This is a genomic window from Paenibacillus sp. HGF5, assembly GCF_000204455.1.
In the GTDB taxonomy this organism is placed as follows: domain Bacteria; phylum Bacillota; class Bacilli; order Paenibacillales; family Paenibacillaceae; genus Paenibacillus_AQ; species Paenibacillus_AQ lautus_A.
In genome coordinates, this window is record NZ_AEXS01000067.1 from 87,639 (window position 1) to 111,015 (window position 23,377).

Below are 23,377 nucleotides of genomic sequence, written 5' to 3' on the forward strand. Positions count from 1 at the left end.
AAATCGGAACTTCTCGGATGAAGATAGGATGAAGAAATTACCTCCGATTTATACCTATCCTAAATTATTTTTAAGACCGTCTGCTGTGATGGGCATCATATAGCTTCAGCCCGAAATTTCTAGGATAACCCAAGAATCGTTTTCATTTCCTTCCGTTTTTGCTTCGGGTTCATTACGTATAACGTGTCCCCTGCCTCAATGACGGTGTTTCCTCTCGGCGTGATGATGCGTTTCTTCCGAATAATGGCGGTAAAGAGGATATCGTCCGGCAGATTCAGCTGCTGAATCTCCTTGCCGACGATGGGCATATCCTCATCCACCAGCACGTGGTTGATCTCGGAATCCGTTTTTCCTAGAGCCATCAGCTCCAATAAGGACGGGGCCTTTCCTTTATCTTTCTCCACCAGCGCAAGCCTTTGCGTGAGCGGAGAGATGGTGGTGCCCTGGATCACCGCTGAAGTCAATACAACAAAGAACACGACATTAAAAAACAATTCCCCCTGCCTGATTCCCGACAGTACGGGATATGTAGCCAATACGATCGGTACGGCCCCACGGAGGCCGGCCCATGAAATCAATATTTTCTCGCGGACGGCAAATTTGGCGAACAACAGACTGCTGAACACGCCGATCGGCCTGGCGATGAAGATGAGGATCAGGGACAACAGGAGTCCTTGCCATACGACCTTCGACAGCTCGTTCGGGAAGACAAGCAGCCCGAGCAGCACAAACATCACGATCTGCATCATCCACGCAAAACCTTGATTGAATGCTTGAATCGTCTTACGGTACGTCAGCTCGGTATTGCCAAGCAGCAAGGCCATAACGTATACGGCCAGCAAACCGCTGGCTCCAAGCCATGCGGCGGCGGCATACGTCAGCACGGCAAATCCTAAAGCAGTCACGGGGTATAGCCCCGAAGAATCGAAGTTGATGCGATTGATCACATACACGGCCAGCATGCCGACAAGAATGCCGACCACCAGCCCTAATCCCATCTCCATCACAAACGAAAAAATAAGCCCGAACAAATTTAGGTCCGGATGTTCTATCCATTCGATCAAGGACACGGTAAGAAACACCGCCATCGGGTCATTGCTCCCGGATTCCGCCTCGAGCGTCATTCGAAGCCTTTTCTTCAGATTCGTTCCGCCAAGAACCGAGAATACGGCTGCCGCGTCCGTCGAGCCGACGATAGCGCCGATTAACAGTCCTTCTTTTAAAGAAATATCAAGCACAAATGAGGCGCATAGTCCGATTACAACGGTTGTCAGCAGGACGCCTATCGTGGCAAGCGAAATGGCCGGACTCAGTACCGGCTTGATTTCTTTGAAGTCGGTCTGCATTCCGCCCTGAAACAAAATGACGATCAGTGCAAATATGCCGACCAACTGCGTGAGCTCCGCATTATCGTAATAAATGAAACGGCTGAGAATCATCCCGATCGCGATAAACAGCACCAGAGCGGGCATGCCGAAACGGGAAGAAAACTTGGTGGTCAATACGCCTGTCAGAAGCAAGGCGCCGCACAGCAAAATCATGGAATCAACAAAACTTGGCAAGCTCATCCCTCCGGCGTCAGATTCGTACATTTATTATTACCCGAAAAACACCGCCTTTTCGCACACGCCCAAACCGTAAACGCTTCGATCCAGGGCTGGCTAACTCCGCCAACCGGACAATTCCGAAAAGCCTTAGGAAACGTTTACTGGAAATTCCGTGCCCAATGACTTTATACTAGTAATAACAAGCGACATACATAGGGGAGGCGTCAATCGAGTGAACATTTCTATGATGAAAAGCGATCAACTGCAACAAGCCGTCGAGCTGTCCGACCGTATTTTTCTTAAACAGCCGGAACAGCCTTCCATGGGGGTATCCTTCCCTCCGATATTCTCGCCGGGTATCAGCCATTCCTACGGTGCCTGGGATCAGGACAAACTGGTGTCTTTCATGGGATTCGTGCCGTTTACCATCCAGACTCGCGGTGCCCGATTAAATATTTTCTCCATCGGCTCCGTCTGCACGGACCCCGATTACCGGGGACAACGGCTTGCGGGCAATCTCCTGGAACAGTGCATCCGGCATGGCGAGTCCTCCGGTGCATCCCTCATCCTTATTTCCGGCGGCAGATCCCTGTATACCCGGGCAGGCAGCCGTTTATTCGGCCGGGCACTCCGGTTCCGTCTATCTCCCGCCGTTGTGGAGCCGCTGCGTGCTGCAACGGGAAAAGAAGTGAACATCCGGGCCATGCAGCCGCACGATCTGTTCCAGATCCAAAGACTGATGGAACAACGGGAGGCTGGATATGTTGCAACGGCTTCGGAGCTTAACAAGCTGCTGGATGCAAGCGCATACTCCAACGTGATCCGTCTTAAGCAGCAGGTGCTCGTCGCCGAAGAAGGCGGGGCGTTGACCGCTTTTGCCATCATCGCCGTACCCGGAAACACGATGACGCCTTCCAGGGAGTCCACCCTCGTCGAGTGGGGAGGAAGCCCTGAAGCGGCCGCACTGGTTATAGCCTATGCCATCGCGTCCTTCAGCCTTTCAGAGCTTACGGTTCCGCTGCCTTGGCAGGATAAGGAGCTTGCCGCTTTAATCCAATCTGTCGGTATCCTGCCGGAGTATATTCGCAACGAGGGAACCATTTATTTGGTAAGCGGGCCAGAGCTGCTTCGTCAGCTGGCTCCTCTGCTTCCCGAGGGGTTGATCCAGGCCGACGGCGAACATGGTCCGTACCGTCTTACCCTGAGCCATGAAACGTTGGAGCTGGATGACGAAGGTTTGCTTTCCATCCTGTTCGATCCGGAATCCCCGTATCGGGCTAACGGGAGCGTAACCTTCGATCCTGTCCCTCTCCCTTACGCAACCGGCCTTCAATATATATAATGAAGAACTAAAGGTGCATCTGATCCTTCCCCTACGCAGGGGGGGTATATGCGCCTTTTTTACTTTCACTTGAGATTGAGTAACCTGGAACCTGTTCATCCCAAGCAGAACCAGTCGATACTCGCGTCCCAAGGAGTGGCCGTCCGCCTATTTTCCCAGGATAAGTGCCCTTCCTCTCCGCTTCCACATAGGATGGGGTAACCGATCTGATAGAAAGAGGTGCAAGGCCTTGAGTCATCAACCGAAAAGAGGGCTTCAATCCCAAACAAGCCTCGGTATCCCGGGTCTCATCCCTGGATACCCTTACTATCCTTATCCATACTATCCACCGTTTTATCCGCCGGTCTATCCGTTTCCTCCGTATTACCCGGGGTATCCCGGATTTCCCGGACATGGGCATGGGCATGGGCACGGTCCTTGGCATCCGGGACATGGCCCAGGACCGTGGCATCCGGGCGGACCTGGACATGGCCCCGGTGGACCTGGCGGTCCTGGACATGGGCACGGCCCCGGCGGTCCCGGGTACGGGCCGAGGGGTGCGAGAATGCAGCGCAACAAGCGTTAAACACGATTTCAAGCAAGCCCTGTGAAGCCGGATTGTCGCCGCAAACAAACCGCCCGGAAGAATCCGGGCGGTTTGTTCATCGTTCATGATGCATATGAGAATAACCCTTATCGTCTCTTCGTGGTTTCTTCACGATCCGGGCTAACAATGTTAGGACTCACGGCGCCGCCGTTGCCATCGCCATAGCCTTGATACAGGTTAGGGTCCGGCACGGCATCCTCGGTGGCGGCAGCCGCTTCAGAACGCGAATCTACCGGTGCTCCTGTACCGCTGTAGGTACCTTCTTCACGGTAATGGTGTTCATTGAGCGCGCTGTTGCTCCGGAATATATCATATACCTGGCCACCGTTCGACTCATCGGCATCCACCATGACCAGAATATGCCCTTCATCGACGTAGCCCCCATATTCCTCCGCTTGATCTTCCGGAATGCCAAGGCCGATCAGGCCTCCTACCAACCCGCCTGCACCGGCACCCACGGCGGCGCCCGTCAGCGTTGCCGCGATCGGCCCAGCGGCAATGATCGGACCAATGCCCGGAATGGCCAATGCGCCGAGACCTGCGAGCAATCCGGTGACGCCTCCCAGCACGCCGCCGGTAGCCGCTCCGGAGGCCAATCCCTCGGGCGCTTTGGTTCCGGTCTCGTCCTGAATATGGGAAGATTCGCCGCGATCCTTGGCAATGACAGAGATTTCATCGGCTCTGAATCCTTGCTGCTTTAGTTCCTCAATAGCTCGGGTTGCTTCCTGCTCCGTCCGAAAAGCTCCTACAATTTTCTGAGTCATATGAATTCCTCCTATTTGGTCATTTTCGGTTATCGCTGTACATCCCTAAATTAAACGCCAGCCGCCATAATCAAACAAGGAAACCGAAATGACCGCTTGTAAAGAAACCCGTCGCAGAGCCGAAACTTCCACATATCGCCATGGAATGATACTGGTAATATATAACTCCATGAACATTCATGTTAATATAGCAAGTAAGCACGTGTGCCTTAAAAATTGAATAGGTTGGTGATTCCATGAACTGGTTCAAGCCTTTCGAGGACGATCTTGCCGCCGCTTTCTCGGCCTGCGAAGCAAGGCTGTCCGAATTCCCTGCTCCCCTGAACCAAATCGGTCTTTCATACCTCAGAAAGTTTGACGTCTTCGAGCAGGACAGTTCCAAAAATTACATCTGCTATCTGCTTCCCTTCTGGATGAAAGAACGGACCGCACTTCCCGCCGAGATATACCGTGATCTCTCCACCGCTAACATTATCGGCATGTTATACTACTTCATTCAAGACGACATCATGGACTCGCCTCATGACGGCCAGTCCTCCATCGATCCGAAACACCATCTCGCGCTTGCCAACCTGCTGTATTACGAATTTCTCACATCCTATCAACCTTACTTCCCGGCAAATTCAGAATTCTGGTATTATTTCAAACACTATACGCACGAATGGTCGGAAGGCGTCATCCATGAAAACCGGGAGGATTACTTTAAGCACGACAGGACCATGGTTGCCAAAAAAGCGGCTCCCGTAAAGCTGGGAAGCACTGCCGCACTGCTTCTATCGGATCAAGCAGACCTTATTTCACGAACGAACGACGTGATGAATCATGTGCTGCTTACCTTGCAGATGATGGACGATTGGACCGATTGGAAGCAGGATCTTGCGGATGGCAGCTACAACTGCCTGCTCTCCCTCATTAAATCGGAACGGGGACAACCGCAGGACGCTGTTCTAACGATATCCGAAGTACAGGAAGCCATCTTTATCAACAACATGCTGAAGCCTTATGCAGAAATTGCTGCTGTCACCCATGCCCATCTCTTATCGGTAGATATAGAGGCTCCGCATCTGATTTCCTTCCATCAAACGATGGTGGATGAACTTCAGAACGAAGCGAATCATATCGAAAACAGCAAAAAAACCTTGTCTTTTGGCGGGTTAAATTACCATTTGTCTATTCTAAACAAAAATAATAGATTTTATATTTGTTCCATGGTATTCTTTAAGAGTAAAAAATAACCAATTTATTTGAAAGGGTGATTCTTATGACGACAGAAGCCATCTTTCAAACACAATTGATTCAAAAAGCCTGGGAGGATCCTAGCTTTAAGGCAAAACTGCTCAGCGATCCAAAGTCCGCGATCAAGGAAGTTCTTGGTGTACGGATTCCCGACCACATCGAGATTCGAACGCTTGAAGAGAATCCGGGCGAGCTGTATCTGGTCATCCCTCCGAATCCGACTAGCGTGATCAAATCGGAAGCCAAGGAAAGAGCCATCTGGTAAAGACTACATAACAGCCTGGACATTTCATAAATAGATGAATAGGTAAAAAGAGTGGGGACGGTAACCGTCATCGCTCCCGCAGCTTAGCGAATCATTCGCAAGCCGCGGGAAGCGTAATGACGGCATCGGTCCCCACTCCTATTTTGCTCGTAAAATAAATGTCCCCGTCCATGGCTTCTATAATTCGGAAGGTCACCATCAAGCCAAGGCCCGTCCCCTTCGTTTTGTTCGAGAAATAGGGCTCTCCCAGACGTGCCAGCACCTCCGGTCCCATCCCCTCGCCATTATCCACCACATGAATAAACACCTGGCCTTGCTGTCGGTAGCAGCGGATATGAACCAGCCCATCGTCGCCCAGCGCCTCAATGCTGTTCTTTACGATGTTAATAAAGGCCTGCTTGAATTTCGAGGAATTGCCCCGAATCGTAATATCCTCCGGAATATCGACGGTAATTCTGCCTCCTTGCAGATGGGCAAGCGGGCCGAGTATGCCTTCGATATGCTTGAACTCCTCGGATATCCTCAGCACCGTGTCTTTGCCGAATTCCGGTTTGGCAAAGGTTAAAAAATCCGTAATGATGCCCGAGGCACGGTCCAGCTCTACCAAGGCCAGATCCAGATACTCCCGTTCGGTGGACTGGGCTTTTCCGGTGAGGAGCTGCAGGAATCCCCGCGTCACTTGCAGCGGGTTGCGAACCTCATGCGCGACCGATGCCGCAAGCTCACTGATGATCTCCATCTTCTCCGAACGCTGCAGCTCATTGTTGAACATCTCAAGCTCTTTGGAGTATTGAAGCATCTGTTCGTGATTTTTGGCAAAATGCCGTCCGAGAATAACGATCAGCGCAATGATGAAGCTGACGATGCCCCATTTCCAGAGGAACAGATTGTAGCTGCCCCGGGTCAGGAAAAACTGCAGCAGCTCGCCCAAACCCACAATGGCAAACACCGCAAAGCCAGCGTTGAAAATAACGGCGTCCTTATTTCCCTTAACGGCATAGTACATCGAGCTGCCGACCAGCAGTACGAATTGAACAATCATGCCAAAACCCAGGACCTGAACGGAGAAGAAATAATACAGGTCGAACCATTGATTAGAGGCCCATTGATTGAAGATCAGGAACAGGCCGCAAAAGAGCGAATAGAATACCTGGAACTTCCGAAGTTTGCGCAGTACGCCCCTCCAGCCGGGACCGAAGATTTTTTCAAAAAAGAGACTGAACGAAGGAAGTAAAATAAATAATGAAATGTCATATAACTGAGTATATAAATTTCCATATTCATCAAAAATCGTATAAAGAAACGGGGAGTATGTAAATACCAGTACGCCAACGGATAAAATAATAAACGATAATGACAGGACGGTAATCAAATATTTTCTGTTCAGGAACACGGCGCAGATCAGCATCACCAATGCAATAAAAATAAAGGCGCTCCCGAGGATGATATCCACCAGATTCGACTTCACGAACTGGTTCAACAGATCATGATAGTTGCCGACCAGTATTTTCCCTTCCATCGTCACATGATCTCGCGCGGTTTCCAGCCAGATGTACAGATCCTTCCCGAGTAAGTCCTGGTGAAGGGGAAGCAAAATGTAGTTCAGCTCATAATTGTACGTACGGGTAGATTCGTAAATCTTCTCATGGTCCGCATATACCGCAACCTGCTGTCCGTGCAGCTTGTCAATTAAAATGCCGGGGGATGCCGATGATATTTCGGGAATCTTCATTTGAATCCATGCGGATGCCTTGGCATGCGGCTTGGAAGGCGTCGAAGCTCCGGTCGAAGTTACCAGCCAGTCATCCCTGTGGGCCGGTACGCTGTCCGGTACCCCACGGGTTTCGGACCAAAGGATTCTCCACTCCTTAATCGCTGCCCGAGCTGCCGTTTCTTCGGTGGCAAAGACAAGCCCGGGTAACCCCTGGCTAAAAGCTATAACGATGATCAGGAACACAGCGATTCTCCATCCAGACCTCATGGACGCACCTCAAACATTATAATGGGTGATTCTCTTACTGTGTTATTCGCTGCGACAAAACCTTCCACCTTCTAATTTTCGGAAAAATGATAAAATTTTCTATTATTGATATAACAAAGAGAGATGCACGCGGCATCTCTCTTGATTGGAAATCTAAACTTCCACTGAATCAGGAACGGACGGAAAGCGAATGATCGCCTCGGTACCGCTTCCTTTTTCACTGATAAAATGAATGGTTCCTCGCATCGCTTCGATGATCCGGAAGGTGACCATCAGGCCAAGCCCCGTCCCTTTCGACTTATTCGAGAAATACGCCTCGCCCAGCCTCTCCAGATCCCCAGCTTCTATTCCAATGCCGTCATCTTGGATGTGAATCACGACTTCATCAGATTCGGCATAGGCCCAGATACGAATAGTCCCTTCTCCATCCAGTGCCTCGATGCTGTTCTTGACGATATTAATCATCGCTTGCTTCAGTTTGGATGAATTGCCGGTGATGTATAATTCCTTGGCGTCATCCAGTTCGATCGTGCCCCCGCTCAGATTCGCAAGCGGCAGCAGAATGCCTTTCACATGCTTCAGCTCCTCATACACGTTCAGCCTGATCTCATGCTCCAATTCAGGCTTGGCAAACGTGAGGAAATCCGTGATGATCCCGGAAGCCCGGTCCAGTTCTTTCAGCGCCAAGCCAAAATACTCCTTTTCCGTCTGCTTGGAGTTCTCGGACAGAAGCTGCATGAAGCCGCGCGTCACTTGCAGCGGATTTCGAACCTCGTGCGCAACCGAAGCGGCGAGTTCGCTGATGATCTCCATTTTCTCCGATCGCTGAAGTTCGTGATTAAACATCTCCAGCTCCCGGGAATATTGCAGCACTTGCTCATGGCTTCGGGCGAATTTACGGCCCAGCAATATGATCAGGGAGACGATCAGGCCGATAACGCCCCATTTCCACAGAAAGAGCTCATAATGCCCGTCATGGTAATAGAAGGCCAGCATATCTCCGAGCGTCGCTATCGCCATCATGCCGAAGCCGGCTGTAAAAATATAAGCGTCCTTGTTACGCTTGGCAGCGTACAGAATCGTGGTACCGATCAGCAGCACCATCTGCAGGATAATCAGGACGCCGAGAATCTTCACGGAGAAGAAATAGTACATATCATAAAACGAATGATGGCTCAGAACATGTACCGCAAGGAAGACCAGGCAGATCCCGGAGTAGGCCATCTGAATTCTTCGGCCGTAGCGAATGAGCCGGTAGGGACCGGGTCCGTAGATTTTCTCGAAATAGAAATACAGCGCCGGCAAAACGGTGAAAAGCGAAATATCAAATACCGAGACCCATACACTGCCGAGTTCGCCATAAAAGGTGTACAGGAACGGCGAGTACGTAATTAGCAAGGCTCCGCTTGCCAGAATGATCACGCTCAGGGACAGCCAGCTGGATACCGTATGCTTCGGAAGGAACAAGCAGCAGAAGAACATGACCACCGCAATAAACAAAAAGGAGCTGCCTAATATAAAATCCTCCAGATCCTTCTTGATAAAACCTCTACGCAGATCATCATACTCGCCGAGCATGATCTCGCTATCGATGCCTAACGTCATATCGCTAGAACCGTTTGTCCATATATAAACGGTTTTGCCGGCATCATCAGGATGAAAAGGAAGCAGCAGCGAATGATTCGTATACATATAGTCCCGCTTGGCTTCATACACCGGTTCGTCGTTCAAGAAAGCCAGAACATCCTGCCCCTTGATCCGGTCAATCATAATGGCCGATTGTTTCCAAGGAAGGTCAGGCAGGGTAAAACGATTCCATGCTGAAGATACCCCATCTGACTTTGGGGGTTCTTTGTTCTCTGGTGTCCCTGTCAGCCAACCGCTTGAATTCCGAATGCCGGCTGGCGAAACAACCTCCTGTTGTTCGTTATCCCACATAAACTGCCAATCAGGTATCACGGTATGAGCACGCTCAGCATCCGATTGTCCCGGTGATATAATCGATATAATCAGCAGCAGCGGCACGACCAGCAGAAGCAGGAATATGGATTTGGGCATATCCTTCATCTAGTCAGCACCTCTAACCGTTATTGTCAATATAAATCCGTATTCTTCTCCATCCTTTGCCGATTCGACAAACTTCGTGTTCATTTACAATCAATATAACATGAAATGCCAGGTATCGTTTGTAAAATTTTATTTACGTTCATTGCGACAACCGGCCGAAAAGCAAGAATGGCGGTGCAAGGATCATATCCTTGAGCACCGCCATTTCTTCATTTGGCATGTTTTTCATCTGACAAACCTTACTTCTATTGAGCACGCCTGCTTACAGCACAATGACTAATGCTTCTAATGCGTAGAGTTTGAAGCAAGCCCGACTTTATCGACCATCCGCTGGCTTTCGTCGTTCAACCCTATGAGCGTAAGGTCTTTCCCCGCTTCCTTGTACTTATGCCATACCTTCGAAATGGCATTCGTGGCTGACTGATCCCATACATGGGATTTGGAAAAATCAATCACGACATGTTCCGGATCATCGTTCACGTCAAACAGATTTACAAAATACATCATCGTTCCGAAAAACAGCTGTCCCCGGATTTCATATACCTTGGTGCCGTTCGGCTGCATATGGGGCACGGCGTGAATTTTGGCCATCTTCCACCCGAAATTCAGGGCGCTTAAGATAATCCCGATCATGACCCCGATGGCCAGATTATGAGTCGCTACCACAATAATGACCGTTGCCAGCATGACGATGGCATCGCCTAACGGCACGCGGTGAAGCGTGCGAAGCGATCCCCATTCAAACGTGCCGATCGAAACCATAAACATGACCCCGACAAGCGCCGCCATCGGAATCTGTTTCACGACATCCCCGAGCACAATGATGAGGAACAGCAGAAACACGCCGGAAACCAAGGTGGATAACCGGGTTCGCCCTCCCGATTTCACATTAATCACCGTCTGTCCGATCATGGCGCAGCCCGCCATGCCGCCAAAGAATCCGGTGATCACGTTGGAAACGCCCTGACCGCGGATTTCCCGGTTCTTGTCGCTGCCCGTCTCGGTCATCTCATCCACCAGCGACGCGGTAAGCAGCGATTCCGTCATCCCGACGACAGCAAGAGCCAGGGAAATAGGCAATATCGTCATGATCATGTCCAAACTCACGGTTACATTCGGAATGTGGAAGAACGGCAGTGCCTGGGTGATGTTGCCCATGTCCCCGACCGTTTGCACCGGGGCCTTGAACCAAACCGCAACGATCGTCATCACGATGATTGCAACGAGTGCCGATGGAATCGCTTTGGTTACCAGCGGCAATAAATAAATGATCAGCAGCGTGCCGATCACCATCAAGTACATCGGCCACGATTCGCCCTTGAAATTCGGAAGCTGGGCCAGAAAAATGATGATGGCCAGGGAATTCACAAAGCCGGTGATGACCGGCTGGGGAACAAACGTGATAAAACGTCCGAACTTGAGCGCTCCCATCAACATTTGCAAGATTCCTGTCAGAATCGTTGCCGCATACAAATACTCGATCCCGTGCATAGCCACAAGCGGTCCCATCAATGACGCCATGGCCCCTGTCGCCGCCGAGATCATGCCGGGACGGCCGCCGAAAAACGAAATGCTGACGGCAATCACGAAGGACGCATAGAGTCCCACCATCGGATCAACGCCTGCCATGATGGAGAAGGCGATCGCTTCCGGGATGAGAGCGAACGCTACCGTCAGACCCGATAAAATATCTTTGCGCGAGTTGCCAAAGAAGCCTTGTCTAATCCATTGAAACAAAGTCCTGATCACTTCCTGTTCTGTTGTTAGTTGTTGACAATCCACTCTCAGAATTGTCCCGGTCCGTTAGTCGCTTTTTCGATTATAACGGGATCATTTTAAAATTTCATTGTTCAATTTAAGGGAAATCATCCACGAAATCATTCATTTTCTCTCATTTATCCTGTGTTTCGTCTATTTTTCTTATTTGAAAATTTTCATAATACGTCAACCGACAGGGAAAGATAGAGCTTGCTTGGTTTATCATAACCTGAATGTTTCGGGATTCATTCTTGATTCAGCGGGTAAAGTCGAAGTATAGAAACCTATTGTAATTGAAATCAAGGAAGGAGATGGACACCATGCGAGACGAAAACAATCGGAATACGCTGGCAGATTTGACATATTTGGAATTCGAGGCCAAACGGAAAGTCGAGGATACGGATTTGATTCCGCAAGACGATCTGAGAGACGTCAACACCTATACGGAGCAGAGCCTAAGCAGCGAAGACGCGGATCATATCGCGTACGATCAGAATGAAGCGGCTCCTGCGGATGCAAAACCGGAGGAGCGGATGAACCCCGATCACAGCGCCATCGATGCATGGGAAGCTACCAGCGCCGATCCGGATCAGCGGACCCTTGCCGATGAGCGGTTAACCTTGTCATCCGATGCCGGAGAAGCCGACGAGGTGCGGCTGGACCGCACCGCCGACGAAACGGTTATTCGCGATGTCGCGGATGATGCGACGGACCCGGAATGGCGGGCCATCGAGGGTGAGCCTCCAACTCGTCCGGGTGACGAGGTCATCGCCGAGTATACCGGCGATACGGAGCAGAGAGTCGCAGCCGACGCAGCGTTGTCAGGCAGCGGTACCGCCTTTTTGAATCAGGACATTTTTATGAATTACCCTTCGGGTGAAGAGGAGTATACGCCCTTGGAGGATGTGCCGGACGCGGACGCGATTGCGGCCAACAGCCCCGTGGATCCCGCCGCGCCTCCGACGGAACAGATGCACGGAACCGATCTGCTGAACGGCAGCAATGGCGAGGACGACTAAAACCTGCAAGACCCGCCTCTCCTTAAAGGAAGGCGGGTCTTATACTAGCATCTGTACGATCCCTCTATTTTCCGAATATGATATCCAGCCAGCCAAGAAATGACATCCACAGCAGGATGCCGATCAGGGTCCCCCATATGAGTGCCGTTAATATGTTGCCCTTTCTTTCCATGCCTACGCCTCCCATACAACCATCTTTATAGTAAAACAGTATGGGTCAAGCTATCAGTTCTTATACCAGCCGTTCATTTCAAAGATTCGATTTCATAGGAGGAACAGCCGATGAAGAAACAACCTGACGAGAAGCACCGTTTAGTGACCGAACGCGACATCGATGAGGAATTCGGCCTGTTTGTCGAGGATTCCTATCCGGACAGCATTCCGATACCCGACAGCATCAAACACGAGAAGCCGGATGGCAGTGATACGAGTAACCGCGGAAATCCTCCGTCATCCTAAACAACACCGGGCAGGAATCGTGGACCTCTTCTTTCACCCATGCCATACCTTCCAACATACACTACACCATACGACCCTGGAAGGATGATGCCTCATATGAAAGGATTGCCGATCCATCCCTGCAGACATAAGATCACCCTGCAGCAGCGACTAGCCTCGTTGACCGGACATCTGGTGGAAATCAACGCGCCGAACACCGGATTGGAACCCGGACGGCTGCAGCGGGTATTCCCGAAAAATTTCATCAAGGTGCAGGGCGAGCTTTTTGTGCCGTCCAGTCTCAACTCGGTTCGGGTATTCGATGTCAAGCCGCCGGGCAAAACGGTGCGGGTTGGGGTGCGGACCACTTTCCCAACCCGCGGCGCCTTTGACCGGATCCGGCTTGTCAGAATCGGAGCCGATTTCATCGAATTGCTTGCCAAGGACAAGAACCGTTCGCGGATTCTGCTTCCTCTAAACAAAGTGGAGGGCATATTTCCTGTCAAGTAGTGACGTACAATGCTCTCCATTTCCTGAAGCTTCCGGACTTGTACAGGTTCGGGAGCTTATTTTTTGCATTCTGAGCCGCTGGCCTTGATTCATTAATCGCAAGGAAAACATCCTCTACACGCGGTCGGTCTTCTATGACGTTACGTCGATACGTTTTCCTTAATATATACTCCGCTATTTCGATTTTCAGTACTTGTCCAACCTGTGATAAAATATGATACAGATTACATGCTTAAGACCTGATAAGGCAAAGCACAGGAGGAGTCAATGATGTTGAAACGCAGAACACGCTGGATGCCGGCCCTACTCGTCATCCTTGCGCTGCTGTTCGTGATGACGGCATGCGGCCAGAATGACAAGGAAACCGAAAGCGGCGCAGGCGGCGGAACAGGTTCGACGAACGGCGCCGCGGCGCCCGAAGCGGAACCGCCGAAGGAAGCCGAGGTCAAGCAGAACGTGCCGGACCCGAACGCCAGCCACCCCATCGTCACGATTGAAATGGAGAACGGCAAAACGATAAAGCTTGAGCTTTACCCGGAGGTTGCGCCGAATACGGTGAACAATTTCATCTCTCTGGTGGAACAAGGGTTTTACGATGGCACAGGCTTTCACCGCGTCATCCCCGGCTTCATGATTCAAGGAGGCGATCCTGACGGAAACGGCACGGGGGGACCCGGCTACGCGATCGCCGGAGAATTTACGTCCAACGGGTTTCAGAATGACCTGAAGCATACGACAGGTGTATTATCCATGGCGCGGGCGCAGGATCCAAACTCCGCCGGGTCGCAATTCTTCATTATGGTCGCGGACGCGCCTTCGCTGGATGCCCAGTACGCCTCCTTCGGTAAGGTCATCGAAGGCATGGAAACGGCTGAGGAAATCGTGGGCTTGGAGCGGGATCAGATGGACAAGCCGCTTGAAGTGCCCGTCATGAAGAAAGTGACGGTCGATACGCTCGGGAAGGATTATCCGGATCCCGAAAAGCAGGAATAGCTTTTTGGGGATAATCGCTGCTGTCAGCGAACCATTTTCCTTCCTCGCTTGTGAATGAGCACAGAATCCGGACGGCTTACCAAACAACATGCGAAAGAGGACCGACGCACGCTTGAAATATAGCTGCGTTCCGGTCCTCTTTTTTTTATACGTTACAGCAGGGTATGGCCATTACGGACGGGCCGGCTTCTCGATCACGTAAAGACAGGTGCTGTCCGGCAAAGTTACCGCCTTCCCATCCTCATCCATGAATTCGATGCGGTCAGCCAATGCCTCGGCATATCCTTCCTGCAGATAATGCTGCTGCACGCGGATCAGCGCTTCGGGACCCAGCGTTTTGCGGATGCATTCCGCAAACTGCGCAGGCGTGAAATATCCGAACTGCTCCTGCACTTCATGAACATACGCTTCGGCACCCCAAGTATAGGTATACAGAAACTCCATCGCATCGTTGACAGGCATGCGCACCTCCGCGTCAGCCAGCTGCTCGTAGGATATGACCCGGCCTTTGAAATCCGAGGCATACCGGTTAAGCCATTCCATGCCGTCGGCCTCATGGAAACGGATCCTTCTCCAGGTATCCTCGGGCTCGGTCATGATCCCGTCACGGATAATAATGCGGCCCCCGGGTGCAAGCACTTCATAGGCACTGAGCAAAGCTGCCTCCACGGTCGCCGTATTGAAACGCGAACCGTCCGTCTCAATGTACGAATACAACTCGTGCAATATCGAGGAGAAGATGACCGTATCGACGCTTCCGGGCTTCACATAGTCCCTGAGATTCAGCGCGTCCCCCTTCAGAACTTCCCATGCTTTGTGCTCCAAGCGTTTGCGTTTCTCCAGCGCTTCGATCACGTTCGAGGAGATATCGATCCCGACGGGACGCGCATGCGGGAGCCGTTCTTCGATCAAGTCAAGCAGCACGCCGCCTCCGGGACCGATATCCAGCACCGCCGTTCCCGTGATATAATCCAGAATCACTTTCTTGTAATCTCCCGTGCTGTTCATATCGTTTAAATAACTCTCTTCGTTATGAAACCGGTCATAAGCATCCCGCCTCAAGCCAAACAGATCGAATAGCAGCAGAACCGCCTTCTCGTAGAGCGGGGATTTCTCCGCCTCGATGCAAAATTCAATTAATTTCTCCGCGGCCTGCGAGAATTCGAAGGTAAAGAATACCGTATCCTGCAGCTCCGGCTTTCGTTCGATGCGGTGGCGCAGATGCGGATTGGCAATCGCCTGCCCGCGAAGGCAAGCCTCCCAATCCGTCTGGCGCAAATATTGCTCGATCATTCTTTTCTTGTACACGTTCAGCTTCTTGACGCCTTTGTAATCGTAATACATATCGTTCATCAGCGGCTCAAAGCTCAGGTGGCTCACCGAATCCGAAGACAATCGATCCTCCGGGCTCTGCTCCTCCGAATGGAGAGCCAGCAGCAGAACCTTCACGAACTCTTCCAACGAGAAATCCTGCAGGGCCGCTTCCACATACCAAAGCGTCATGTCCTGAAACCCATGCAGGGCAGCAGGCAGATCCGTCTGCTCCCGAATCTCCTGAAACTGCCTGTCGAAATCTTCCCCCCGGGCAATGGAAGCGGTCCGAAGGCGGCGCAGCCTTTCCTCGTAAGTCCAACGATCCGGGACGCTCCCTTCGGCAAGCTTGCGAATCAGCTGTTTGATTTCTTCCTCAACGGAATGCCAAAGCTCCTCCGATACGGCAGCAATGATGCAGTGATTCAAAGGGATCAGCAGCCGGATCAGCTCATCTTCGGTCAACCGTCCTTCCTCCATAAGCTTAATCAGCGGCAGGTTCTCCTCGAAGGCGACTTCCCCCCGGATGTGTTGCCCGAGCAGTCCATGGGTAAGTATGAGAGTATGTACCATCTCTTCGTGCGGTGACAGGGTTCCCCTGCCTTGCCGGATATGTCTTTCATACAGCTGCGCGGACCCGATATTATGCAGGAACAAATGGATGCCCGACTGCTGCCAGCGCAGGCGATCCCTCATCGTTCCGCCCTTGGCCGTTTCCGCCCACACCAGGACTTCTTCCAGCAGCTCTTTGATCCAATAGGAAACAGGCAGCGAATCCAGTATCTTCAATGTGCGTTCTACATAATCCAGCACGGGGTTGGCGTGGGCCAATTGCCCGATGGACGTGATCCGTTCCAGATTGACGATTCGTTCCTCGGCCGATATCAGCTTCATTAGCCATGGATGCGTTCCCGCAGCCGATTCATCCCCCTGACGAAACGCGGTTATGATATTCAGCGTTTGCAGCATAGGTTGTTCCTCCATCCTGTAATAAAAATGAACAAGTTTATCTTGGTTTCGCTGCTACGATTATAACAAATTGTTAAGGGTGGATCGCGGACATTTGGTAGTTGCGGATGGTACAGGGTATACTGGTCAACGAAACCATATTTTTTATCAATATGAAGGAGTGAATGTACATGAGCCTGAAAAATAAAACAGCCCTCATCACGGGTGCAGGCAAAGGGATTGGGCGCGCCCTGGCCATCGCACTTGCCAAGGAAGGCGTGCACGTTGGACTCGTCGCCCGTACGGCAGCAGACCTGGAGCCGCTGAGCGCCCTGGTTGCCGAGCAGTATGGTGTCAGAGCCGTCGCGGCGGTGGCCGACGTTTCCGTGCAGAGCGAGGCAGAGGCTGCTTTCGCAGCGGTAAACATGGAGCTGGGCTCGGTGGACATTCTGATCAACAACGCGGGCATCGCCCAGTTCGGCAACCTGCTGGAAATGGAACCGGAAGCCTGGAAGCGTATCGTCGACGTGAATCTGATGGGGACGTACTATATGACGCGTGCAGCGCTGCCCGGCATGATCGAGCATAACCAAGGAGACATCATCAACATCTCTTCTACCGCCGGAGAACGCGGCTTCGCCACGGGCTCAGCCTATAACGCTTCGAAATTTGCCGTGATGGGACTGACCGAAGCCGTGCTGCAGGAGGTCCGCAAGCACAACATCCGCGTGACGGCGCTGACTCCGAGCACCGTGAACACGGATCTCGCCGTCAATGCCGGCCTGAAGATCGGGGACGAGGACCGGATGATGCAGCCGGAAGACGTAGCCGAGCTTGTGCTGGCGGCGCTCAAGCTGCCGCAGCGGGTATTCGTCAAATCCGCCGGGATTTGGACAACCAACCCGCAATAAGGACGCGTCGACAGACGCTCCCATTGCAATAACCAATTCAAGGGTGTTCTTTGGTCTGGGGCCAAGGAACACCCTTTTTGCATGCAGCTTGCGTGTAATGCGATGGTTTGCGCCAGCGAATCCTGCGCAACCCTTCCCCCAAGGCAAGGTTCCGATGAAGTCAAGAACGTTTCGCTTAATGGCCCGGCAAGATGCGCGTGCTTTGTTCTTTTTTCCATGCGGAATCAAGTGTCAACAATCCGTTGTCATGATATAATGGCATGGCGTCATACGCACAGCCAGACCATTACCAAGCTATACTCATGGAAAGAAGATGACAACAGCATGATCGCCGACATTTTACTTGAAGTGGTACTTCCCATCTTTGTCCTGATAGGCTTCGGCATTATTATGCAATATGCCTTTAAGCTCGATTTGTACACACTCGCCAAAATCAACTTTTACTACATTACGCCTGCAGCCGTATTTATGAGTATGTACGAATCCAAGATGTCACCGCAGCTTCTGGGCATGGTGGCGTTATTTTATGCGCTTTATATCGGCGTCCTCTACTTGATCAGCATGCTGGTTGCCAGACAGCGCAAGTTCAACCGGGGGATGAGAGCCGCATTTACCAACAGCCTCCTGCTGGATAATTCGGGAAACTACGGCCTTCCGATCAATGATCTGGCCTTCAAGGGAGATCCGATGGCCGGCTCGGTGCAAGCGCTGATCATGTCTTTTCAAAGCCTCCTTACGTTTACGTACGGAGTTATTTCCATTCAGGGAGCCAAGACGGAGGGATTATACAAACAGGCCATGATCGGATTTCTGAAAATGCCCGTCCCCTATGCCCTCGTCATCGGCATTGCGCTGCATGCCCTGGCCTTGCCGCTTCCGGTCTTTATCTCGCAGCCGCTGACCTATGCGGACCAGTCCATGGTGGCGATCGCCCTGCTGACGCTCGGGGCACAGATCATTAAATATCCGCTGCGCCTGCGCCGGCTCGATGTTTACCTGAGCGTCCTGCTCCGTCTCTTGGTCGCGCCGGCTATCGGCATTCTGATCGTGCTGCTGCTCGGGCTAAAAGGCGTTCCGGCGCAAGCGCTCATCATCGCTTCCGGCATGCCCGTTGGCGTCAATTCGTCCATCCTGGCGGAAGAATATCAGAATGAGCCTGATTTTGCTGCACAAACTGTCCTTATATCGACCATACTAAACGTAATTACGATTACCGGCCTTATCACCCTGGCCAAATTCATAGCCTAAAGACTAACTCTACTCAGCTAGGAGGAATTACATATGAATTTTGATCTTGCGATTGACCGCACCTGCACCAACTGTCAGAAATGGGACAATGTCCCCACCGTCTTCGGCGTGCCGGACGCGCTTCCGATGTGGGTGGCCGACATGGATTTTGCCGCGCCGCCCGCCGTTGTAGAGGCGCTGCATAAACGGGTGGAGCATGGCGTATTCGGCTATACGTTCCCGTCCGACTCTTACCGTGAAGCGATTAGCGACTGGATGAAGAAACGCCACAGCTGGAGCATACAGCAGGAGTGGATTCAATTCTGTCCGGGCGTTGTTCCGGCTCTCAGCCTTATCGTGGATGCGTTCACCGAGCCGGGCGATCAAGTCGTTATCCAGACGCCGGTCTATCCGCCGTTCTACAGCGTCGTTCAAGAACATGGCCGCGAGTTGGTGCATAATCCGCTTCTTCTTAGCGAAGAGGGGGATTACACGATGGATTTCGAGGACCTGGAGAAGAGCTTTTCCACCGGCCATGTCAAAATGATCATTCTGTGCAGTCCGCACAATCCGGTGGGCCGGGTGTGGAGCCGAGCGGAGCTGGATCGTCTGGCTTCCCTCTGCCAGCAATACGACGTGCTTGTCGTATCGGATGAAATCCATGCAGATTTGGTGTTTGAACCCGGCGCGCACACGCCGTTCGCCGCGCTGTCCGACGATGCCGCCGAGCGTTCCATCATCTGTACCGCGCCTAGCAAGACGTTTAATATCGCCGGCCTGAACACGGCGAACATCATCATCCCGAATGCGCAGCTGCGCAGCAAATTCCGCAAAATATTGAACCGTTACGCCATCGGCTCCATTACGCCGATGGGTGCGGCCGCCACCGAGGCTGCTTACCGTGAGGGCGAACCGTGGCTGGATGAGCTTCTGGTTTATATCCGCGGGAACATGGAGCTGGTAGCCCAATATGCACAGGAACATCTGCCCGAGCTGAAGGTGGTTATGCCGGAAGCCACCTACCTGCTGTGGATTGATTTCCGCGGCATGGGCATGTCCCACGAAGAGCTAAACCGCTTCCTCGTCCAAGAAGCGAAGCTCGGTTTGAACAGCGGCGCAGCCTTCGGCAAGGAAGGCGAAGGCTTCATGCGCATGAACCTGGCCTGCACGCGCGCCACCGTTCAGGAGGCGTTGTCCCGCCTGAGCAAAGCTGTCGGGGAATGGCGGAAGGCATAAGAACATACAAGATCCGGAATGAAATAATAAACGGAGTCAAGCCCATGGCTGACTCCGTTTATTTTTTATTTTACGATAACGAAACTTTAGATAATCATCTAAAATAATAATTGACCATCATCTAACAATTGTGTTTTACTTCTATCTAGAAAGGTGGTTAGATAATGATCATACAAGAAAACGCTCGAGTGATTCGTTATCGGGATCTGTCATCCCAAAAGGAGTATCTGAAGTTAATGATGGCCAATGCCGTGAACCGGTTCGGCGATTCCATCGACATGATTGCTTTTTCCTTGATGGTATACCAGCTTACCGGTTCCGCCTCATGGGTAGCCGTCATTTTCGGCATCAATGCACTCCCTTCCATCCTGTTTCAGCCCTTTGCAGGCGCCATCGTTGAAAGACTTCACAAGAAAACCATCATGATCCTTGCGGATATCGGACGTGGAGTGACTGTAGGCGTCACTGCCGTCCTGCTTATGCTTGATCTGCTTCAGCCCTGGATTCTGCTTGTACTTACGTTCATCAATTCCACGCTGGAATCCCTTCGTATTCCCGCCGGGTTAGCCATCATTCCCCAAGTGCTTGATAAAGCCTTATATACCCATGGTATATCCTTAAATTCAACCATCAAGAAAATCGTGGAGTTAGCCGGTCTTGGCGCTGCCGCAGCCATCATCGGATTATTCGGCCTTGGAGTGGCTATTATGATCGACGCCGTCACCTTTTTACTGTCCGCCCTCTTCATTCTGGGCATCAACAGCAAGGAAACATGGCAGCGGAGCCCGATTCGGCCGGATCTGAAAAGCTATCTCCATGCGCTGGCCGAGGGATTCATCTATCTAAGAAAGGCAAAAGTCGTATTCGCCGTCTGCATATTAGGCGGCATCATGGGCATCTTCCTGATTCCCATTAACTCCATGATGGCTCCATACACGACGGGAGTATTAGGACTGTCCGCCAATGGGTTGTCCGTTGCGGGCATTTCCTCAACGATCGGTCTTGGCATCGGTGCCTTCTTGTTCCCTTACATAAGAAAACATTTCTCTGCCCACATTCTGTTCATCACTGGCGGGACGTTCATTGGAATTTGTTATCTGGTATGGTTCTGGATATCGCACTATTCCGGACAAGTCATGCTGACCTATGTCATGTTGGCTTCTACCATGCTGATTTTCGGTTTTTTTGCTTCCTTCGTGGAAACGGTGATCGGGGTATCCTTCATGGAACACATTGAGGAATCCTACTTGTCTCGCGCCGGTGCCATTTTTAACGCGATCGCAAGCTCAACCATTCCGCTCGGTTCGCTGATCGTCGCCACCGCGATGACGTTTATAACCCTTGAACAGCTATTTGTCGCCACTGGTATTTTTACAATCATATTGTTTGTTGGTATGCTCTTCATAAAGACATTACGCCAGCTGTAAAGGAGTTATCCCATGAACATAACGGTATTGGCAAGGCCGGATATTCCCCGTGAATGCATCGAATTGCTCTATCGGTATACGAATCATGAAGACACCCGGTCCGTGAAGAATGAACTCACGATGAAATATAATCTGGACTCGCCGGACCTATTGCAAACCTTCGACCCCATCATCGAGATAGGAGAGCTGGTGTATGGCCAACTGGAAGCAGCGCCTGATCGCATGGCTTTTTTCTTCGAAAGCCGGGGACAGGCGGGCTGGTGCTGCGCCAAGCTGCTATTGGATGAATATCTCCGCTCAGCGGGTACGAATGCGAATATTCTTCGGCTGTCCCCTGTCATGCAGGATGAACGGCGGCGCAAGTACGCGGAGTCTCTCGTCCGATTATTTATGGGGGATGCCGAAAGCCGCGAATGCCAAGCGACTCATACCGATGCCGATCTGACCAACATGATTGACGGACTCGAACTGGACGTTCAGGAGAAATGGACACTGCATCTCTTATATCAGAACTTTGATATGTACATGCAGGAATTGCAGAGCATCCTTGAACAGGCCATGGCCCTGTACGAGGAACAATTGCCCTTGCTAGAGCCTCTGCTGGAGCGCTTTGCGGCAAGATACCATCAAGTGGTTCAAACCGAACCGCTGGAGTACATCAATAACCGATTCCAAATCAATCTCATGGACGATAAGGAAATCCGAATCGTCCCGCAAATCATGGGCTTCAATATGGTCACGCTCCATCCTCAAAAAAGCGAGAATTCAATAGAAACGCTGTATATCGGCATTCTCTTTGAAGCTCTTCAAGAAGCGGTTAGCCGGGTCATCTCAGACGAGAAGATATGCAAAACGTTGAAAATGCTGAGCGATGCCAGCAAATTTGCGATTCTGAAGTCGATTTACCGTGAGTCGGCGTACGGTTCGGAACTGGCAGACCGGCTGAATCTAACCACGGCTACCATCTCGCATCATATGAACGCACTTATACAACAAGGGTTTGTCATGATGGAAAAGCGGGCAAACCGCATCTACTACCGAATGAATCGGACGGCTGTCGAGACTTACCTCGAACAGCTGCGATCCAGCTTATTGCAGCAGGAATGAGCAGTTGTCCTTGCATGCCCGGTACGGGATGGATCGTCTCCTCATAAGGAAAAAGAAGGGTGAGCCAAGGCCCCTCCTTTGGCTCACCCTTCTTGTGCAGCTCTTTCTCTTCCGCAGCCGTTAGTCGCTTCGGTCCCGCGATCCTTCCAAGCATGCTTACATCATCGTTCCGCTGTCGTCCGTGCTTGAAGTCAGTTCCTCGATAGCCACTGCCCCGTTCAGGCTGCCGTCGGCCGATTGCGCCCGCTCCATTTGGTACCCCGCGTCCAGCATCGAGCCATCCAGCTGATGCAGCTGCTGGCTGACTTGATCCATCTGCTTGAACAGCTGGCGATACTGATAGGCTTGCGCATACTCGCTCTGCTGTGCGGCCTCGTCCATCTGCTCGAACATCGTTTTATTCTCGCCCAGCACCTGACGGTACTGCTCCGCCGCAGCGGTTCGGATATCCTGCGCCGCCCCCATCATCCCATGCAGCACCATCCTGCAGTTCACCAGCTCCTGGCGCACGGCGGAAGAAGTTTCCGGCGTGACCGCAGCCTGCGCATTCTGAAGCTCGGTGTGGATCCCGCCGAGCTCGTTCACGATCATCAGGGCTTCGTCCATGCGGCCGTTCTGCCCTGCAGCAACCAATTGACTGGATAGCTGATTGAGTCTCATCGACATGTTTTGAATATTGCTCATTCGTCATTCCCCATTTCCGG

Annotated in this window: 20 protein-coding genes; 12 read left to right on the top strand and 8 right to left on the bottom strand. The window is 51.7% G+C overall.

The genetic code is table 11. The features are described 5' to 3' along the window. Positions 1-119: 119 nt before the first annotated feature. Positions 120-1,568: a potassium/proton antiporter gene (locus HMPREF9412_RS11500; RefSeq protein WP_036671949.1), complete on the bottom strand. Its 1,449-nt coding sequence runs from the start codon at positions 1,566-1,568 to the stop codon at positions 120-122. Positions 1,569-1,779: 211 nt separating this feature from the next. Between HMPREF9412_RS11500 and HMPREF9412_RS11505 the strand changes: the two genes are divergently transcribed. Next, entirely contained in the window at positions 1,780-2,889 is a 1,110-nt protein-coding gene (locus HMPREF9412_RS11505; protein ID WP_009591747.1) for a GNAT family N-acetyltransferase, read from the top strand. A gap of 287 nt (positions 2,890-3,176) precedes the next feature. On the opposite strand, the gene HMPREF9412_RS32880 is transcribed toward HMPREF9412_RS11505, so the two are convergent. Together HMPREF9412_RS32880 and HMPREF9412_RS11515 are read right to left on the bottom strand one after the other, a co-directional pair. Then, complete coding sequence (locus tag HMPREF9412_RS32880) at positions 3,177-3,458, bottom strand: hypothetical protein (RefSeq protein WP_175320761.1); 282 nt, start codon at positions 3,456-3,458, stop codon at positions 3,177-3,179. A gap of 103 nt (positions 3,459-3,561) precedes the next feature. After that, positions 3,562-4,239: a general stress protein gene (locus HMPREF9412_RS11515; protein ID WP_009591703.1), complete on the bottom strand. Its 678-nt coding sequence runs from the start codon at positions 4,237-4,239 to the stop codon at positions 3,562-3,564. Between the two features lie 236 nt (positions 4,240-4,475). On the opposite strand from HMPREF9412_RS11515, the gene HMPREF9412_RS11520 reads away from it, so the two are divergent. Both HMPREF9412_RS11520 and HMPREF9412_RS11525 read left to right on the top strand, forming a co-directional pair. Continuing rightward, positions 4,476-5,474 (top strand): hypothetical protein, encoded by a 999-nt coding sequence (locus tag HMPREF9412_RS11520; protein ID WP_009591577.1) that lies wholly within the window; start codon positions 4,476-4,478, stop codon positions 5,472-5,474. 26 nt (positions 5,475-5,500) lie between these two features. Next, on the top strand, positions 5,501-5,740 hold the full coding sequence (locus HMPREF9412_RS11525; protein ID WP_009591587.1) for an NHLP leader peptide family RiPP precursor: 240 nt from the start codon (positions 5,501-5,503) through the stop codon (positions 5,738-5,740). A 91-nt stretch (positions 5,741-5,831) separates the two neighbouring features. Here the strand turns inward: HMPREF9412_RS11525 and HMPREF9412_RS11530 are convergent, their stop codons facing one another. The 3 genes from HMPREF9412_RS11530 to HMPREF9412_RS11540 form a co-directional block, all read right to left on the bottom strand. Further along, complete coding sequence (locus tag HMPREF9412_RS11530) at positions 5,832-7,721, bottom strand: sensor histidine kinase (protein WP_175320762.1); 1,890 nt, start codon at positions 7,719-7,721, stop codon at positions 5,832-5,834. Between the two features lie 153 nt (positions 7,722-7,874). Beyond that, on the bottom strand, positions 7,875-9,788 hold the full coding sequence (locus tag HMPREF9412_RS11535; RefSeq protein WP_009591669.1) for a sensor histidine kinase: 1,914 nt from the start codon (positions 9,786-9,788) through the stop codon (positions 7,875-7,877). 285 nt (positions 9,789-10,073) lie between these two features. Then, positions 10,074-11,525, bottom strand: a complete 1,452-nt coding sequence (locus tag HMPREF9412_RS11540; RefSeq protein WP_009591698.1) for a SulP family inorganic anion transporter — start codon at positions 11,523-11,525, stop codon at positions 10,074-10,076. A 341-nt stretch (positions 11,526-11,866) separates the two neighbouring features. Here HMPREF9412_RS11540 and HMPREF9412_RS11545 point away from each other — a divergent pair, with 341 nt between their 5' ends. From HMPREF9412_RS11545 to HMPREF9412_RS11555, 4 genes are all read left to right on the top strand, one after another. Continuing rightward, the gene (locus tag HMPREF9412_RS11545) at positions 11,867-12,565 is read left to right on the top strand and encodes a hypothetical protein (protein WP_009591575.1); all 699 of its coding nucleotides are present in this window, start codon (positions 11,867-11,869) and stop codon (positions 12,563-12,565) included. 282 nt (positions 12,566-12,847) lie between these two features. Next, complete coding sequence (locus HMPREF9412_RS32885; protein ID WP_009591634.1) at positions 12,848-13,024, top strand: hypothetical protein; 177 nt, start codon at positions 12,848-12,850, stop codon at positions 13,022-13,024. 96 nt (positions 13,025-13,120) lie between these two features. Then, complete coding sequence (locus HMPREF9412_RS11550; protein WP_009591738.1) at positions 13,121-13,513, top strand: hypothetical protein; 393 nt, start codon at positions 13,121-13,123, stop codon at positions 13,511-13,513. 270 nt (positions 13,514-13,783) lie between these two features. Next, the gene (locus HMPREF9412_RS11555) at positions 13,784-14,506 is read left to right on the top strand and encodes a peptidylprolyl isomerase (RefSeq protein WP_009591670.1); all 723 of its coding nucleotides are present in this window, start codon (positions 13,784-13,786) and stop codon (positions 14,504-14,506) included. A 171-nt stretch (positions 14,507-14,677) separates the two neighbouring features. Here the strand turns inward: HMPREF9412_RS11555 and HMPREF9412_RS11560 are convergent, their stop codons facing one another. After that, positions 14,678-16,786: a class I SAM-dependent methyltransferase gene (locus HMPREF9412_RS11560; RefSeq protein ID WP_009591689.1), complete on the bottom strand. Its 2,109-nt coding sequence runs from the start codon at positions 16,784-16,786 to the stop codon at positions 14,678-14,680. 170 nt (positions 16,787-16,956) lie between these two features. Between HMPREF9412_RS11560 and HMPREF9412_RS11565 the strand changes: the two genes are divergently transcribed. The 5 genes from HMPREF9412_RS11565 to HMPREF9412_RS11585 all read left to right on the top strand — a co-directional run bounded on the left by HMPREF9412_RS11565 (position 16,957) and on the right by HMPREF9412_RS11585 (position 22,673). Then, a complete protein-coding gene (locus tag HMPREF9412_RS11565) occupies positions 16,957-17,676 on the top strand; it encodes a 3-ketoacyl-ACP reductase (protein WP_009591616.1) in 720 nt (239 codons plus the stop codon). Positions 17,677-18,000: 324 nt separating this feature from the next. After that, complete coding sequence (locus HMPREF9412_RS11570) at positions 18,001-18,924, top strand: AEC family transporter (protein ID WP_036671951.1); 924 nt, start codon at positions 18,001-18,003, stop codon at positions 18,922-18,924. A gap of 33 nt (positions 18,925-18,957) precedes the next feature. After that, complete coding sequence (locus HMPREF9412_RS11575) at positions 18,958-20,139, top strand: MalY/PatB family protein (RefSeq protein ID WP_009591623.1); 1,182 nt, start codon at positions 18,958-18,960, stop codon at positions 20,137-20,139. A gap of 164 nt (positions 20,140-20,303) precedes the next feature. Further along, on the top strand, positions 20,304-21,566 hold the full coding sequence (locus tag HMPREF9412_RS11580) for an MFS transporter (protein WP_009591607.1): 1,263 nt from the start codon (positions 20,304-20,306) through the stop codon (positions 21,564-21,566). Between the two features lie 12 nt (positions 21,567-21,578). Next, positions 21,579-22,673, top strand: coding sequence for an ArsR/SmtB family transcription factor (locus tag HMPREF9412_RS11585; RefSeq protein ID WP_009591690.1), 1,095 nt, complete (start codon positions 21,579-21,581; stop codon positions 22,671-22,673). Between the two features lie 156 nt (positions 22,674-22,829). Here the strand turns inward: HMPREF9412_RS11585 and HMPREF9412_RS11590 are convergent, their stop codons facing one another. After that, positions 22,830-23,357 (bottom strand): hypothetical protein, encoded by a 528-nt coding sequence (locus HMPREF9412_RS11590; protein WP_009591730.1) that lies wholly within the window; start codon positions 23,355-23,357, stop codon positions 22,830-22,832. Positions 23,358-23,377: the final 20 nt, after the last annotated feature.

Bases quoted from the DNA above. Each gene is read 5' to 3' on its own strand.
- HMPREF9412_RS11575 (WP_009591623.1), top strand. From the start codon at position 18,958: ATGAATTTTGATCTTGCGATTGACCGCACCTGCACCAACTGTCAGAAA.
- HMPREF9412_RS11555 (WP_009591670.1), top strand. From the start codon at position 13,784: ATGTTGAAACGCAGAACACGCTGGATGCCGGCCCTACTCGTCATCCTT.
- HMPREF9412_RS11580 (WP_009591607.1), top strand. From the start codon at position 20,304: ATGATCATACAAGAAAACGCTCGAGTGATTCGTTATCGGGATCTGTCA.
- HMPREF9412_RS11550 (WP_009591738.1), top strand. From the start codon at position 13,121: ATGAAAGGATTGCCGATCCATCCCTGCAGACATAAGATCACCCTGCAG.
- HMPREF9412_RS11500 (WP_036671949.1), bottom strand. From the start codon at position 1,568: ATGAGCTTGCCAAGTTTTGTTGATTCCATGATTTTGCTGTGCGGCGCC.
- HMPREF9412_RS11570 (WP_036671951.1), top strand. From the start codon at position 18,001: ATGATCGCCGACATTTTACTTGAAGTGGTACTTCCCATCTTTGTCCTG.
- HMPREF9412_RS11545 (WP_009591575.1), top strand. From the start codon at position 11,867: ATGCGAGACGAAAACAATCGGAATACGCTGGCAGATTTGACATATTTG.
- HMPREF9412_RS11560 (WP_009591689.1), bottom strand. From the start codon at position 16,786: ATGCTGCAAACGCTGAATATCATAACCGCGTTTCGTCAGGGGGATGAA.
- HMPREF9412_RS32885 (WP_009591634.1), top strand. From the start codon at position 12,848: ATGAAGAAACAACCTGACGAGAAGCACCGTTTAGTGACCGAACGCGAC.
- HMPREF9412_RS11590 (WP_009591730.1), bottom strand. From the start codon at position 23,357: ATGAGCAATATTCAAAACATGTCGATGAGACTCAATCAGCTATCCAGT.
- HMPREF9412_RS11585 (WP_009591690.1), top strand. From the start codon at position 21,579: ATGAACATAACGGTATTGGCAAGGCCGGATATTCCCCGTGAATGCATC.
- HMPREF9412_RS11520 (WP_009591577.1), top strand. From the start codon at position 4,476: ATGAACTGGTTCAAGCCTTTCGAGGACGATCTTGCCGCCGCTTTCTCG.
- HMPREF9412_RS11515 (WP_009591703.1), bottom strand. From the start codon at position 4,239: ATGACTCAGAAAATTGTAGGAGCTTTTCGGACGGAGCAGGAAGCAACC.
- HMPREF9412_RS11565 (WP_009591616.1), top strand. From the start codon at position 16,957: ATGAGCCTGAAAAATAAAACAGCCCTCATCACGGGTGCAGGCAAAGGG.
- HMPREF9412_RS11530 (WP_175320762.1), bottom strand. From the start codon at position 7,721: ATGAGGTCTGGATGGAGAATCGCTGTGTTCCTGATCATCGTTATAGCT.
- HMPREF9412_RS11525 (WP_009591587.1), top strand. From the start codon at position 5,501: ATGACGACAGAAGCCATCTTTCAAACACAATTGATTCAAAAAGCCTGG.
- HMPREF9412_RS11535 (WP_009591669.1), bottom strand. From the start codon at position 9,788: ATGAAGGATATGCCCAAATCCATATTCCTGCTTCTGCTGGTCGTGCCG.